Below are 14,150 nucleotides of genomic sequence, written 5' to 3' on the forward strand. Positions count from 1 at the left end.
GCGATCGGGCGAAAGCGAGCCGTCGGCCGTGTGAGGATCCTCACAGCCGGAGCGCGGGCAGGCCTATAGGCTGGGTGCTTCGATCTGGTTGTCGGAGATTGTGAAATGGCCCGACCTTTCCCGATTCTGGCATTGGCCGCACTGGTCGCCTTGTCCGTGCCTGCCGTCGCCGAGACCGACGCGGAGAAGGAAGCGCGGATCAAGGTTGCGATCGAGGTCTGCGACAAGGGCGCCGCCGTGCCGCTCGACCCGACGGCGACTGCCGCGCCGGTCCAATTCCAGGAACTTGTCGACCCCTTAAATCCCGAGCGTCTGCAAGACCTTGTCGCCACCTGTCGCGAGGCGATGATCGGCGCACTAGGCGAAACGCGGCTCACCCTCCAATATCTGCGATCGGCGTTTGCCCTCAGTCCCGATGGCCTCGACGGCCATGTTCCCGAGATCCGCGACCTGGCGGCATCAGGAAGCGCCGAGGCGAAATTCCTGCTGTATCTGCTGTACCGGATAGGTCCGGCAGACGCCGGCGTTGACCGGGAGGAGGCCGTCACTGCCCTGACTGCTGCGGCGGATGCCGGCCACCAGAGCGCCCTCCGTGCGGCTTTGAGCGAATACCGGACCGGCCCCAATGTCGTCCGTGACCCGAAGCGGGCGGCCGCCTACGCCGAAAGCATGATGAATCTCCCGCAGCAAGGACCCCGGCTGGCGGGCGCTAGCGAAGCGTGGGCCCGGGACTGGGGACGGAAGACCCTCGGCGCAATCCTGGTCACCGCCGACGGCTTCGACGACGCGGAGCGCGCCCGCGGCTTCGCGATCGTCAGCGTCCTCTACGAGGCCGGCGATCAGGCCCTTCTGGTGCCCTATCTCACCGCGCTCCGCTTCGGCCGCGGCACACCGCAGGACGCGGCGCGTGCCCGCGACCTTGCCGAGCGCGCCGTCGCGGCCGGCAGGGCGTCGGCCGTGTCGGTCCTTGCCGGCATGCTGGCCGAGGGAGAGGGCGGCACCGTCGACGGCAATCGCGCCATTGCGCTCCTGATCGGCGATCTCGGCCGCAGGGATCGCGGGTCGAATGCGCTATTGGCCCGTCTCTACCTCGACAACCGCTTCACCGGCCCCCGCCCGCGCGACGCGGCCCGCGTTCTCGCAGTGGCGCGCGATCTCGATTCGATCATTGCCGCCGCCCCGCTTCTCGTCGACTACAGCGAACGGATCGGACCCGCGCACGTTTATGAGAATCGCCTCGAGAAGGCCGCCGAGGTCGGCGAACCCGGCGCGGCAATGGCGCTGGCGCGACTCAGATTCTCGAACCACCCCGATTTCGGCAACGACGATTCCGGCGCGCGCGCGGTCCTCGCCCCGCTCGCCGCTGCTGGCGACCGGGAGGCGCAACTGCTTCTCGTCGAGACCCAGTATGGCGATCTCGGCGCGTCGAGCTTCAACCCGCGCCCGCGCGGCGACGCCATGAGCGACGACGCGGCTCGCGCGCTGATCGAGGACGGCATTGCCGCCGACGTGGCGAGCGCCTTCCGGGTCAAGGGACGGTTCCAGCGCGTCGGCGTTGTCTATCCCCAGGACGACGCCGCTGCGACGCAGTCACTCCTCGCCGCCGCCGATCGTGGCGATGTCGAAGCGATGGTGCTGCTCGGCGCAGCCTATGACGACGGCCTTGGAACGGCGAAGAATCCGCGCGAACGCCTCCGGTGGTGGCGTGAGGCGGCGCGGCTCGGCTCGTTCGACGCGCGGGAGAAACTTGCGCGCGCCTTCACCTTCGACTCCTTCGACAAGCTGATGACCCTGCGGGAAGGCGTCACCGAACGGCTCGCCCTTTACAACAACGGCGGCAGCAGCCTCGGGTTCGGCACGCCGATGGAACTGCTTGGCATGTTCAGCGGCGGTCGCGCCCGCGATGCCGGCACCGCGGCCCTCGCCGACGCGGTGATGGATGCGTTTCGTCTTGCGCCCGCCGGTCTCGAAGATGCGAGGCTTGTACCGTTGATCCGTGTGTTGCCGGACGAGATCCGGGTGGCAATCGAAGCCCAGCTGAAGCGTGACGGGTTTTTCGCGGGGTCGCCAGAAGGCGTATTCGGTCCCGAGGTGCGCGCGGCGTTGGCGAAGTGGGTCGACGCAAGCGGGCCATTGCCGGACGAGGATGTGGTGGCGGCTGAAGGCCCCACATCGGCGGAAACCGCCACGACGCTCCCCGTGGCGTTGGTAGACCGGGTTCGCGACCGGGTTTTCATGGCGGCGATGCGCAAGGACCTCACCGAAGCCGAACGCAACGACGTGATTACCGGATTGAATGCCCTTGCCGCGTACGGAGACATCCCCGCGCGCTGGGCCCTGGTCAGGAACTACCATCAGGCGAGTTTCATCCGCGACATCGTCACCGCGGCGGAGATCACGCGCTACGGTCTCGACATTCTGGTCACGCGACCGGAAGGCGTCGAGAAGGCCGAGTTCGAGTTCGTCTTCGATCTCACCGCGATGCATGAAGCCGGCACGCTCGATGCGTTCGGGGCGGGCGTGGTCGATGCGGTACGCGACGACCAGCGGCTGCAGGATCCGCTCACCCTCGGCTCGATCACCCAGCAGTTCATCTTCGCACCCGGCGCCTGCGACGCCATTCAACCGGCGATGCAGGCGGCCGGCGCGTCGGTTGACGGCGATGACGGCTGCGGCGAGGTAGTCATGCAGGCGCTGATCGCCTTCGCCCGGTCCGCCGGAGCCTCCGGCGTCGATGCCAGGGCCCGCGAAGCGGCGGCGGCGGAGCTCGCTCGGCTTGACGCGGCGGCCAAGTGACGGCCTCTGTTGGGCCGTGGCTTGTCGCCGGCAACGTTTTGTTGATCGCGATGGACGATGAATGGCCTCGTCCGGCGCGCCTGCCGCCTTGACGCCTGAAACCGAACGGGGTTGGCGATGATCGACAATGCACTCCTGAAACGGGCGATTGCCCAGGGCCGCGCCGCCGAGCCCGCCGACCTGGTCATCAAGAATGTCGGTTTGCTGGATGTTGTTTCAGGGGGCGTCACCACCACCGACATCGCGATCTGCGGCGACAGGATCGTCGGCACATACGAGACCTATTCGGGCCGGCGCGAGATCGACGGCGCTGGGCTCTTCGCCGTGCCGGGCTTCATCGATACCCATCTCCACGTCGAATCCTCGCTGGTCACGCCGGCCGAGTTCGATCGCTGCGTCCTGCCGCACGGCGTCACGACCGCGATCTGCGACCCGCACGAGATCGCCAACGTTCTCGGCGTCGAAGGCATCCGCTATTTCCTTGCATCCGCCGAGGCGACGATCATGGACCTTCGCGTCCAGCTCTCCTCCTGCGTGCCGTCGTCGTCGCAGGAGACATCGGGGGCCTGCCTGCTGGCCGCGGACCTTCTGCCGTTCCGCGATCATCCGAAGGTCATCGGCCTGGCCGAGTTCATGAACTTTCCCGGTGTGCTGTCCGCCGACGAGGATGTTCTCGACAAGCTGCTGCCCTTCCAGGACGGGCATATCGATGGCCATGCGCCGCTGCTGCGTGGCCATGACCTCAACGGCTACCTCGCGGCACGGATCGCGACCGACCACGAAACCACGACCGCCGACGAGGCCCGCGAGAAGCTGCGAAAGGGGATGATCGTCCTTATTCGCGAGGGTTCGGTGTCAAAGGACATGCATGCGCTGGCCGAGGTCCTTGACGAGAACACCTCCAGCTTCATGTGCCTCTGTACCGACGATCGCAATCCGCTCGACATCGCCGAGCAGGGCCATCTCGACTACATGATCCGGACGCTGATCGCGCTTGGCCGGCCACTCCATCATGTCTACCGCGCGGCAAGCTGGTCGGCCGCCCGGGCCTTCGGGCTCCGCGATCGCGGCATCATCGCCCCGGGTCGGCGCGCCGATATCGTATTGGTCGACGATCTCGCCGCCTGCTCGGTTCGCACCGTGATCTCCGCCGGTCGGGTCGTCGAGCCCGCGATTTTCGAGACACGGCCGACGGTCGAACCGGTCGGTCTCGACAGCATGAAGGCGGAGCGGGTGACGGCCGCCGATTTCGAGATTGCCGGCGGCGCGGCGGAGCTGCCGGTCATCGGCGTCGAGGCGGGTTTGATCATCACCCAGAACCGACCGATGGCGGTGCCGTCGCGGGGCAACGTCCGGGTCGCGGACACGGCCGCCGACATCGCCAAGGTCGCTGTCGTTGCGCGGCACGGGATCAACCGCAATATTGGCCGCGCCTTCGTCAACGGTTTCGGCCTTCAGCGCGGCGCCATCGCCTCCTCGGTCGCCCACGACGCCCACAACATCTGCGTCATCGGCGTTGACGACGGCGACATGGCGGTCGCGGTCAATCGGTTGATCGAGATGGACGGCGGGTTCGTTGTCGCCTCAGGCGGCGAAGTGCTTGCGGAATTTGCCCTTCCGCTTGCCGGGCTGATGAGCCTCGGGTCGTTCGAGTCGGTCCGCGCCGGCCTCGTGCCGCTGCGTGCCGCCGCGCGAAGCCTCGGCTGCACGCTTGAGGAACCATTCCTCCAGGTCGCTTTCCTTGCGCTCCCGGTCATCCCCCATCTGAAGATCACCGACTTCGGGCTGTTCGACGTCGACAGTTTCTCCCTCGTCGCCGACAGTTGATACGCTCCGGTTGTCCTGGATGCCGGAGCCGACTTGCGCCGCGTCCAGGCCTTGCGACGCCTCGCCGCGATAGACGAAATAGGCCAGCACCACGAGGCTGATCGCAACGGCCATGGGCAGTGCGCTCGGGTCGAAGAGGTCGATCAGGTAGCCTATCGGCGTCGCTCCGACCATGGCGCCGGCCGAATAGGCCATGGCGAAGCCGGTCGTCACCACGGCGAGCCTGTGGCCACGGAAGTCCTGCCCGATAAGGATCAGTCCCAGCGTATAGATGCCGCCTAGCGTCCCGCCGGCGAGGAACAGGACAACGCCTTGAGCGGCGATCGAACTGCCGGCGAGCGGCATTGCGATTGCGATGAGAAGCGTTGGAAGGGCGCAAAGGCGAAGCAACCACCAGCGGCCATAGCGATCGGCCAGGAGCCCGAAGACGCCGACAAGGGTGGCTTCGCCGAGGCCGAAGACGGCGACGAGGGTCGAAGCGCCTTCGTCGCTGAGGCCATGGAAGACCCCGAACAGCGGATAGAGGCTGTAGATCGCGGTCGAGGCGACGCCGACCAGGAACGATGCGACGATCAGCGATCGGGCAAGCGAGAAGGCTTCACGGAAACCGAATCCCGCATCGGCCGCTCCGGCAGCGGCCTCCGGTTCAGCCGCGCCCTGGTCGCGAATTGTGAAGGCGATGAAAAACCCAGCCGCCAGCGGCAGCATGACGGCGACAAAGGGCAGGATCCCCTCGACCCCGGTGGCGCTGATCATCAGCGGGCCGAGGAACTGGGAACTCGTATAGAGCACCATGGCGAAGGACATGACGCGGCCGCGCTGGCGGTCGTCGACAACGCCGTTGAGCCAGATTTCCGTGGTGGCCCAGAGTGCTGCGAAACAGGCGCCCATGACGAACCGGGACGCGAACCAGACGGCGATATGATCGAAGGCGATGATTGCCGCGAAGCACAGGAAGGGCAGGGCGTACATTGCTGCCGCAAATCGCGGCAGGCCAAGGATCACGATCAGGCGCGGCAGGAACGGTCCGACGAAGAGGATGCCGGCGCCCGCCAGCGACGCGTTGAGGCCGATGAGCCAGTTGGACAGACCGACATTTTCGAGGGCGAGCGAAAAGTAGGGGTAGGTGAAGGCGGAGATGATGGACTCGACCGCCATGAGCAGCAGGACGCCGGCGACCGGCCAGGAGACTTTGAAGCCCGCCTGAGGGCGCAGGGCGCCCGCCGCGTTGTCCTGGTTGGCCACCCGACGGCGATCGTCGGCCGGCGCGGTCGGTCGCGGATCCGGCGAAACGCGGTTCGGGCGCGGAGCGACGCTCATGGACAGACGCTCCCCGGAACCAGGACGGCCAAGCCGCCCGGTGCTGGATCGTCGGTCAACGAGTCTGTAAGAGACGGACGTCCGAAAAATCCGGGGGATTCGCCGATATGATGCTGGTGCCGACCTACCTCGACAAGAGCGCGATCCACGGGATCGGCATCTTTGCCTCGGACTTCATCCCGAAGGGGACGCGGGTCTGGCAGTTCACGCCGGACTTCGACCAGGTCTTCCCGGACGCTGCCCTGGCCAGCCTTCCCGCCGTCCAGCGCGATCCGATCCTCTTCTACGGTTATATCGAACCCGGCATCGACGGCATCGTGCTGTGTTGCGACAACGCCCGGCATTTCAACTTTTCCGAGGACCCCAATTGCGGCTCCGGGGATCATGTCCTGCTCGGCTACATCTCGACCTTCGCCCTGCGTGACATCGCGGCCGGCGAAGAAATGACCTACGCCGTCGAGGAAGATGCCGACGCCGACCGGAAACTCGGTCTGGGCTAGCCGCGCTTCGGTCGGAACAACAGCGAGGGGCGAAGCGCGGTCAGGCATGGAATCCTTGTCCGTCCTGGCTCCAATACCGAGCCGGGGTCGCTCTCCCGAACGCACGGGCGGGAGAAACGCCCGCGAACCGTCTCAGATCAGACAACGTCCTTCAGGGCACCAGCACGTGATCCCCTCCGGGACCAGGTTGAACGACCGGTAGTCGACCGTGATCTCCTCGCCGGCCTCGATGTCGCGATTGGCGTAGACATAGAGCTTGTCTTCGACGCGCGCGGTCGGCCGGCAGCTGTGATTGAGAAAATCGACTCCGTCGGGCTCCCATTGCGGCAGAAGGCAGAGGAGCTTCGAGCCCTCGCGCTTCAGATGAACCGACTGTCGCCACCAGAAGACATCGAGCTCGTCCTTGCTGTCCAGGTCGACCATGACGGCCTTCCCGTCGAAAAAGCCGATCAACTCGTCCTTGCCGATCCTGGCCTTGGCAAAGACACCCTTGTGTTCGGCGCTGAAATCACGGACTTCAACCAGCTGACTGTTAGTGTAACTCATGACTTTCTTTACCTCATGCCACTACACGCGCATCACCAGTTGCGCGACGCCAAGCGTCCCGCATCCACCCCGGCAGAGGGTCATGACGGATAGTTCAGTGTCGGCACGCCTCCTGTGCCGCACCCGCCGCCCTTGAACAGGTTAACGAAACCTGAACACATTGCGTAGAAATGTAAGCGCTGCGGTTAACCAATTGTCAACCTAATGAGTCGGGACCGCGGCATTGCCTTGCCCGGGCGGGAGGCCAGTATGCTTTTGTTTACAAAGCATTAACCATATTGGAACAAAGCTGGCCATCATCGCTGATTGCTGCTTTTCTCACTGCATCCTGGGGTGGTGACGGGCGATTGGACCAGTCTTCGGTGGCGCAAGCACCACAAGACCGGACGGTATGGGCTGTATACCGACTGAATAGGCGTCGCTGATCGGGTTTTCCCAGGTCAGTCCCGTGCGAGGAACGGCGCTTTGTTTGCCGGTGAAGGCAGTAATTCATTCCTGAGTTCAGGTTTAAACATATGGAAATTGTTTGCGTGCATTGTGTCCGCCTTATCCGAGGATGCCAGGGCGCGTGAAGAAATGAACAAAGCAATCACCGGTCGCATTACCCTCAATCTGATTGCAGGGATCGTGATCACGGTGGTTACCGTGGTTGTCGCCATCTTCTGGATGGCCGCGCGCCAGAATGAGCAAGCGGCGCATTCCACCGAGACCATGGTGATCGGCGGCGTCCAGGCGATGACCCGGCGCGCCGAATCCCTGGCCAACGACTACGGCTGGTGGGACGACGCCTATGACGCCTATGTCGACGGTGATGCCGAGTGGATGGAAGCCAATATCGGCGCCAGTGTCGAAGAGACCGAGATCGCCGACCTCATGGCGATCGTCGCCTCGGATGCCGGTGTCGACTACGGCTGGTTGCTGAGCGACGATCTGGCCGCGAGCGACGTCATTTCGCCGGAGGTCGTCGCTGGGATCCGCGAACTCGCGAAGGACATGCCGGTCGAGAGCCTCGCCGCGCGCAGCTCGTTCGTGAAGGCTGGCTCCGACGTCATGCTGATCGCCGTCTCCCGGCTGACGCCGCTGTCCCGCGCCAGTGAGGTCGACGCCGAAACGCGCCCCTATTTCGTTGTTGGCATCGTTCTGTCCGAGGAGCGCCTGATCGATCTCGGCCGGTCCTTCCTGATCGAGGATCTGCACCTCGAGGAGACCTCGCCGGCCAGCGGCTCCGAGAACGTGTCGCCGCCCGTCGTCGATCTCTTTGGCAACACCATCGCCCACTTTGTCTGGACGCCGCCGACTCCTGGCTACGCGGTCTTGCGCAATGTCCTCCTGCCTGTCTCGGTGGCCCTCGCGCTGTTCTGCGTGGTCGCCTTCACGACGGCATTCCGGGCGCGGCGCATCGCGATCGCGCTGAGCGACAGCGAGAAGGAAGCGGTTATCGCTGCCCGCACTGACAGCATGACGTCACTGATGAACCGCGCTGGATTCACCGAACTGATTGAATCCGAGGAATACGAGCAGGCCTGCGCGAATGGCAAGTTGGCCATTATCTATATGGACATCAACGGCTTCAAGGCGGTCAACGACTCGATCGGCCATCACGGCGGCGACGAGCTTGTCAGGGTTCTGGCCAACCGCGTCACCTCGGTCCTTCCTCCTGAAGGCCGTTTCGCGCGGATCGGCGGCGACGAATTTGCGGTCGTGATCACCGGCGATTCAGTCCGTGAGAAGGCCGCCAATGCCGCCGCGACTGTCGTCGGCTGTCTCGACCAGCCCTTCACCATCCACGGCTTCGAATTCCACGTCACCGTCGCCGTTGGCTACGCGATCGCCGGCGGCACTGGGCTCACGCCCAGCGAGATCGTTCGTCGTGCCGATATTGCCATGTATCAGGCGAAGAACGGCGCCGAGCGGGAAGCCGTCCTCTACAATTCGACGATGGAGACGGGCGCGCTCGAAAAGAAGCAGATTGAGACGTCTCTTCGTCGCGCCATCGAACTGGGCGAACTCCAGGTCTTCTACCAGCCGGTGGTCCGCGCAAGCGATCTGACGATCGTCGGCATGGAAGCCCTGGTCCGCTGGACTTCGAAGGAACTCGGCACCGTTTCGCCCGCGACTTTCGTACCTGTCGCCGAAGAGACCGGCCTCATCCACGACCTTGGCCGTTTCGTGGTCGATCGCGCCTGCCAGGATGTGTCGAAGTGGCCGGGACTCAAGATGGCGATCAATCTTTCGCCAGTGCAGCTTCGCGATCCCGATTTCGCCACCGGCCTGCTTGAGGTTGTCAGGAGCTATGGCCTCGATCCGAGCAGCTTCGAGCTGGAGCTGACCGAAGGCATCCTCGTCAACAACCCGACCATCGCGAAGCGGAAGCTGGCCAAGCTCAAGGAAATGGGCTTCACGCTGTCGCTTGACGATTTCGGAACGGGCTTCTCTTCGATCGGTTATCTGCGCCAGTTTCCCTTCGACGTGCTGAAGGTGGATCGCTCCTTCGTCCGCGACATCGGGCTGAACGCGACCGCCAATGCCTTGATCCAGTCGCTGGTGTCGCTCGGCGACGCCATGAACCTGTCGGTCATCGCCGAAGGCATCGAGAACGAGGACCAGTTGAAGCTGCTCAGGCTCGTCCAGTGCGAGTATGTGCAGGGATACCTGATCAGTCGTCCGATCCCGGCGGAGCAGATCACCGACCTGTTGAAGACGGTCGGCGAGGAACGACGCATTCTGCTCGAGGCAGGCCGCGACGATCGGCGCCTCGCGGCTGGCTGAGGCAGCGGGCCGCGGGCGTCGGCCCGCCGCGAAAGTCACCGGATTTGCGAGGGGAAGCGCTCCCCGGAAAGCATGCGCTCCGGAATTACAGCGTTACAGCGCTGATTTTCTTCACTTTTTATTAAACGAAACGTGACGAATCTGGCGGGGAGACCGCGCAGATTGGCAAACACACGGCAGATGCCGAAACTCGACCAGATCATGTCCCGCCTTGCGGGACGCTTCGTGTTGCCCGTCGCCGTCGTGCTCGTCGGCGCGCTGGCGATTGTCATCGTGTCGCTCAGCGAGATGGCGGGCGAGGTCAATCGCATCGAGGACAAACTGACAGCGCGTTCGGCCGAAGCGGCCGTCCAGGTGACGCTGCGCCGCATCGGACAGAGTCATCGGGACTACGCACTGTGGGATGACTCGGTCCGGAACCTCTACGGGGAGGTCAACCAGGATTTCCTGTATGACGGCTTCGTAACGGCGTCCATTGACGCCGTCTTTTTCGATTCCTTTTTCATCATCGACGAATACGGCCGGGATGTCGTCGGCTACCATTTTGGCGATCGGCTGAGTGAAAGCACTGCTGACCTCTACGGCCCCCAGCTGGCCGAGTTGATGGAAGGGCTGCCGCGCGATGGCGTGGCCTATGCCGTCCATACGGGAATACTTCAGACCCAATGGGGGCTGGCCAAAGTCGCTGTCGGACCGATCGTTCCGTTCTCTGAAGACTACGAGCCACGCCCGAAAGCCTCGCGGTTCCTGGTCGTCAGCCAGATCCTCGACCAGGCGGCCGTCGCGGATCTCGGAACCGATTTTCAGATCGACGGGTTCGCGCTGACTGATCCTGCGTCGGCGAATCCGAGGTCGATTGCCGTTACCGATCCCTTCGGGAATCCCGTTGCGCGGCTGGAATGGGTGTCGCGCGAACTCGGTAATGAGGCGAGGGCGGAAATCAGTCCCACGGTCTTCGTCATGCTGGCGTTGATCTGCCTGGTGATGATCTTTCTTCTCTTCGTCGCGCGGCGAAGCGTCCGCGAGATAGAGCGCAAGAACGAGGAGGCGCGGCACTACGCAACCCACGATGAACTGACCGGGCTGCCCAACCGCTCGGTGGCGCTGACCACTATCGACGACGCGATCACAAAGCGCGAAGGCGGTGAGAAGGTTGCCGCGGTCTTCGTCGATCTCGACCGCTTCAAGGATGTCGACGACACCTATGGTCACGAGACCGGCAACCTGTTGTTGCGGAGGCTGGCAACGCTCTTCGAGGAATGTGCCGGCAACAATCTTCTTGCCCGGGTCGGCGGCGACGAGTTTGTCATTGTCGTAGCAGATCGCATGGCGATCGAGGTCGCCTGCAGCATCGGATGGAAGATCATCGAGGCGCTGGCCGAGCCATTCACCATTGGCGGCCGGACCATTTCGATCAACGCCAGCATCGGCATCGCCGTCGCCGATACGATCGACCCGTCGGGCGAGGAGTTGCTACGCCGCGCCGACGTCGCGATGGACCAGGCCAAGCAGCAGGGACCGAACCGCTTCTTCGTCTATGAACCCTTCATCGACACGGTGAGGCACGAGCGGCTCGAGCTTGCCAACGACCTCCGTGAGGCGCTGCGCAACGATGGGCTCGCATTGGTCTACCAGCCGATTTTCGATGCGATGACCCGGGAAATCGTCGGCGTCGAGGCCTTGTTGCGCTGGAACCGGCCGCTGTTCGGGCCTGTGCCGCCGGACATCGTCATTCCGGTCGCCGAGGAAGCCGGTCTGATCGACGCGCTCAGTCGCTGGACGCTGCGCAAGGCCTGCGCCGACGCCCTCGGCTGGGACGGCCTCCGGCTCGCCGTCAACATCTCGACCGTCCAGTTCCGCAACCCCAATTTCGATACCCAGGTCGCCGGGATCCTGGCGGAGACCGGGTTCCCGGCCCGGCGTCTGGAAATCGAGATCATCGAAAGCGAGTTACTCGGTCGGCCGGACCAGATCCGTCGCACCATCGACGCCGTTCGCGCGCGGGGCATTTCGGTCGCTCTGGACGATTTCGGCACCGGCTATTCCAGCATCGGATACCTGCGCAGCTTCGCCCTCGACAAGATCAAGCTCGATCGGTCGATGGTCGAGGGGATCGATCGAGACGACCAAAGTCTCGAGCTCGTTCGTGCCTCGGTCATCCTGGCGCGGGCGCTCGACCTGCGGGTCACGGCCGAGGGCGTCGAGAGCGAAAGCGAGGCGCGGTTGCTGCGCGATGCTGGCTGTGCCGAATTGCAGGGCTGGTTCCTCGCCGAGACGGCTTCCCCGGCCGAGCTGGACGCCCTGTTCGCCCGCGGAGGCGGCGGCGCGTTGACCGGGACCGGCTAGCGGCTCAGAGCGACATGCCGAGCGACTGGAGCCACACAAGGCCCTCGTCGGTGCCGGCGCGGGGCAGGTATTCGGCTCCCACCCATCCATCGTATCCAAGCCCGTCCAGCGCCCGCAGAACCGCGCCATAGGCGATCTCGCCCTCGTCGGGCTCGGCGCGGCTCGGCACCGCGGCGATCTGGACATGCCCGATCCGATCGAACTGTTCACGCATCCGGGTGAGGATGTCGCCCTGGCAGGCGCCGACATGATAGGCGTCGAACATCAGCTTCAGGTTCGGGGCGTCGACACGGTCGATGATCTCGGCCGCCTGCTCGACCCGCGAATAGAAATACCCCGGCATGTCGCGCGGGTTCAGCGGCTCCAGAAGGATGGTGAGGCCGTGCTCGGCCGCCTTGGCCGTCGTCGCCTTGAGGTTGGCGACCAGCACCTCGGCACCCGTGGCGCGCTCTTCCTCCGGGACAAGGCCCGCCATCACGTGGATGGCCGTGCCGCCTATGGCATGGCAGTAGCCGATCGCCTGGTCGGCGAGGGCGGTGAACTCGGCCTCGCGGCCGGGGACGGCCGCCAGCCCGCGGTGGCCGGTCGCGCCGGGGCCAATGTCGGTGTTGATGCCCAGGATCTTGACCTGGTGACGGGCGCAGGCCTCGCGAAGCTCCTGGGCCGGAACGGCGTAGGGGAAATGGAACTCGGCGGCCTTGAAGCCGGCGCGGGCGGCGGCGCCGACGCGCTCGATCAGCGGGAGATCGGGCCACAGGAAACCGAGATTGGCCGAGAAACGGGGCATGGGACACCGGGGGCTGGAGGATCGTCGGGCGAATGTCGACGGCAGGAACCGCCAATGGGTCGTTCATGCCCCGCCGCCCGGGACTTGACAACCCTTCGCCGGAACCCCGATGACCACCGCGACGGGTCCCGGCCGCTCCTCGGGCGGTGCCCCCGCCACGGCCGGCTCTCCCGGCAATTGATCGAAATGACCGACAACAGGGCTAACCAATTGGGATCAAGGAAGATCGCCGTCGCGCCGATGATGGACTGGACCGACCGTCACTGTCGGTTCTTCCACCGTCGACTGACGCGCCACGCGACGCTCTTCACCGAAATGGTCGTCGCCGATGCCGTGCTGCACGGCGATCGCGAGCGGCTGCTCGGCTTCGCACCGGAGGAACACCCGGTCGTCCTCCAGCTTGGCGGATCGGACCCGGCCAAGCTCGCCGCCGCCGCGCGGATCGCCGAGGACATGGGCTACGACGAGATCAACCTCAATGTCGGCTGTCCGTCCGACCGGGTGCGCTCGGGTACCTTTGGCGCCTGCCTGATGCTGACCCCGGATCTGGTGGCGGAAGGCGTTGCGGCGATGAAGGAGGCCGTTGCCGTGCCGGTGACGGTCAAGTGCCGGCTGGGCGTCGATGAACAGGACACCGGCCCGGCGCTGGACAACCTCGCCGACGCGGTCGTCGCGGCCGGTTGCGACGGGCTGTGGGTCCACGCCCGCAAGGCCTGGCTGTCAGGCCTGAGCCCCAAGGAAAATCGTGAGGTGCCGCCGCTCGACTACGACCGGGTCCATGCGCTGAAGCGCCGGCTGCCAGGAGTGTTCGTCGGCATCAACGGCGGGATCGCCTCGCTCGATGCCGCTGCCGCCCATCTCGACTATGTCGATGGCGTCATGCTCGGCCGGGCAGCCTACCACACGCCTGAGATCCTGGCGGAGGTCGACGGCCGTTTCTTTGGCGACAGGGCACAGTCCGACGCGAAAGAAGCCGTGCTGTCGATGATCCCTTACATCGAAGCCCGGCTGGCGCGCGGCACGCGACTGTCGCAGGTGACGCGGCACATGCTGGGCATGTTCCATGGCCGTCCGGGCGCGCGCCGCTGGCGCCAGATCCTGTCCGTCGAGGCGTCTCGCCCCGGCGCAGACAGTTCGGTGCTGAAAAAGGCTCTGGCCGCTGTCGAGGCGGAGATGCTGGACATCGGAGCCCAAACGTCAGAAACAAGCCCGCCGGCGCTCCAGCCGGCCTGACATTCTCTTCTTCCTGCGACCGGGGC

The 14,150-nt window shown here is 65.0% G+C and carries 8 protein-coding genes and 1 pseudogene; 6 read left to right on the plus strand and 3 right to left on the minus strand.

The features are described 5' to 3' along the window. Positions 1-105 precede the first annotated feature (105 nt). Together BLT60_RS12180 and ade are read left to right on the plus strand one after the other, a co-directional pair. Complete coding sequence (locus BLT60_RS12180; RefSeq protein WP_139167819.1) at positions 106-2,796, plus strand: tetratricopeptide repeat protein; 2,691 nt, start codon at positions 106-108, stop codon at positions 2,794-2,796. 117 nt (positions 2,797-2,913) lie between these two features. Next, complete coding sequence (gene ade / locus BLT60_RS12185) at positions 2,914-4,623, plus strand: adenine deaminase (RefSeq protein ID WP_090876703.1); 1,710 nt, start codon at positions 2,914-2,916, stop codon at positions 4,621-4,623. Positions 4,624-4,797: 174 nt separating this feature from the next. Here ade and BLT60_RS25000 read toward each other — a convergent pair. Then, positions 4,798-5,943: pseudogene (locus tag BLT60_RS25000) on the minus strand (MFS transporter); the annotation flags it as partial. Positions 5,944-6,050: 107 nt separating this feature from the next. On the opposite strand from BLT60_RS25000, the gene BLT60_RS12195 reads away from it, so the two are divergent. Next, positions 6,051-6,443, plus strand: coding sequence for an SET domain-containing protein (locus tag BLT60_RS12195; RefSeq protein ID WP_090876705.1), 393 nt, complete (start codon positions 6,051-6,053; stop codon positions 6,441-6,443). Between the two features lie 132 nt (positions 6,444-6,575). Here the strand turns inward: BLT60_RS12195 and BLT60_RS12200 are convergent, their stop codons facing one another. Next, a complete protein-coding gene (locus BLT60_RS12200) occupies positions 6,576-6,989 on the minus strand; it encodes an SET domain-containing protein-lysine N-methyltransferase (protein ID WP_090876706.1) in 414 nt (137 codons plus the stop codon). Between the two features lie 576 nt (positions 6,990-7,565). Here BLT60_RS12200 and BLT60_RS12205 point away from each other — a divergent pair. Next, positions 7,566-9,758, plus strand: a complete 2,193-nt coding sequence (locus tag BLT60_RS12205) for a putative bifunctional diguanylate cyclase/phosphodiesterase (RefSeq protein ID WP_090876707.1) — start codon at positions 7,566-7,568, stop codon at positions 9,756-9,758. A 162-nt stretch (positions 9,759-9,920) separates the two neighbouring features. Continuing rightward, complete coding sequence (locus tag BLT60_RS12210) at positions 9,921-12,104, plus strand: putative bifunctional diguanylate cyclase/phosphodiesterase (protein ID WP_139167820.1); 2,184 nt, start codon at positions 9,921-9,923, stop codon at positions 12,102-12,104. A gap of 4 nt (positions 12,105-12,108) precedes the next feature. Here BLT60_RS12210 and BLT60_RS12215 read toward each other — a convergent pair whose 3' ends face one another. Further along, on the minus strand, positions 12,109-12,891 hold the full coding sequence (locus BLT60_RS12215; protein WP_090876709.1) for a hydroxypyruvate isomerase family protein: 783 nt from the start codon (positions 12,889-12,891) through the stop codon (positions 12,109-12,111). A 186-nt stretch (positions 12,892-13,077) separates the two neighbouring features. Between BLT60_RS12215 and dusA the strand changes: the two genes are divergently transcribed. Next, positions 13,078-14,124: a tRNA dihydrouridine(20/20a) synthase DusA gene (dusA, locus tag BLT60_RS12220; protein ID WP_090876710.1), complete on the plus strand. Its 1,047-nt coding sequence runs from the start codon at positions 13,078-13,080 to the stop codon at positions 14,122-14,124. Positions 14,125-14,150: the final 26 nt, after the last annotated feature.

Origin of the sequence: Bauldia litoralis, assembly GCF_900104485.1 — a bacterium.
GTDB classification, from domain to species: Bacteria; Pseudomonadota; Alphaproteobacteria; order Rhizobiales; family Kaistiaceae; genus Bauldia; species Bauldia litoralis.

Excerpts from the sequence above, each read along its gene's own strand:
- BLT60_RS12200 (WP_090876706.1), bottom strand. The coding sequence starts at position 6,989 with ATGAGTTACACTAACAGTCAGCTGGTTGAAGTCCGTGATTTCAGCGCC.
- BLT60_RS12180 (WP_139167819.1), top strand. The coding sequence starts at position 106 with ATGGCCCGACCTTTCCCGATTCTGGCATTGGCCGCACTGGTCGCCTTG.
- ade (WP_090876703.1), top strand. The coding sequence starts at position 2,914 with ATGATCGACAATGCACTCCTGAAACGGGCGATTGCCCAGGGCCGCGCC.
- dusA (WP_090876710.1), top strand. The coding sequence starts at position 13,078 with ATGACCGACAACAGGGCTAACCAATTGGGATCAAGGAAGATCGCCGTC.
- BLT60_RS12195 (WP_090876705.1), top strand. The coding sequence starts at position 6,051 with ATGATGCTGGTGCCGACCTACCTCGACAAGAGCGCGATCCACGGGATC.
- BLT60_RS12215 (WP_090876709.1), bottom strand. The coding sequence starts at position 12,891 with ATGCCCCGTTTCTCGGCCAATCTCGGTTTCCTGTGGCCCGATCTCCCG.
- BLT60_RS12205 (WP_090876707.1), top strand. The coding sequence starts at position 7,566 with ATGAACAAAGCAATCACCGGTCGCATTACCCTCAATCTGATTGCAGGG.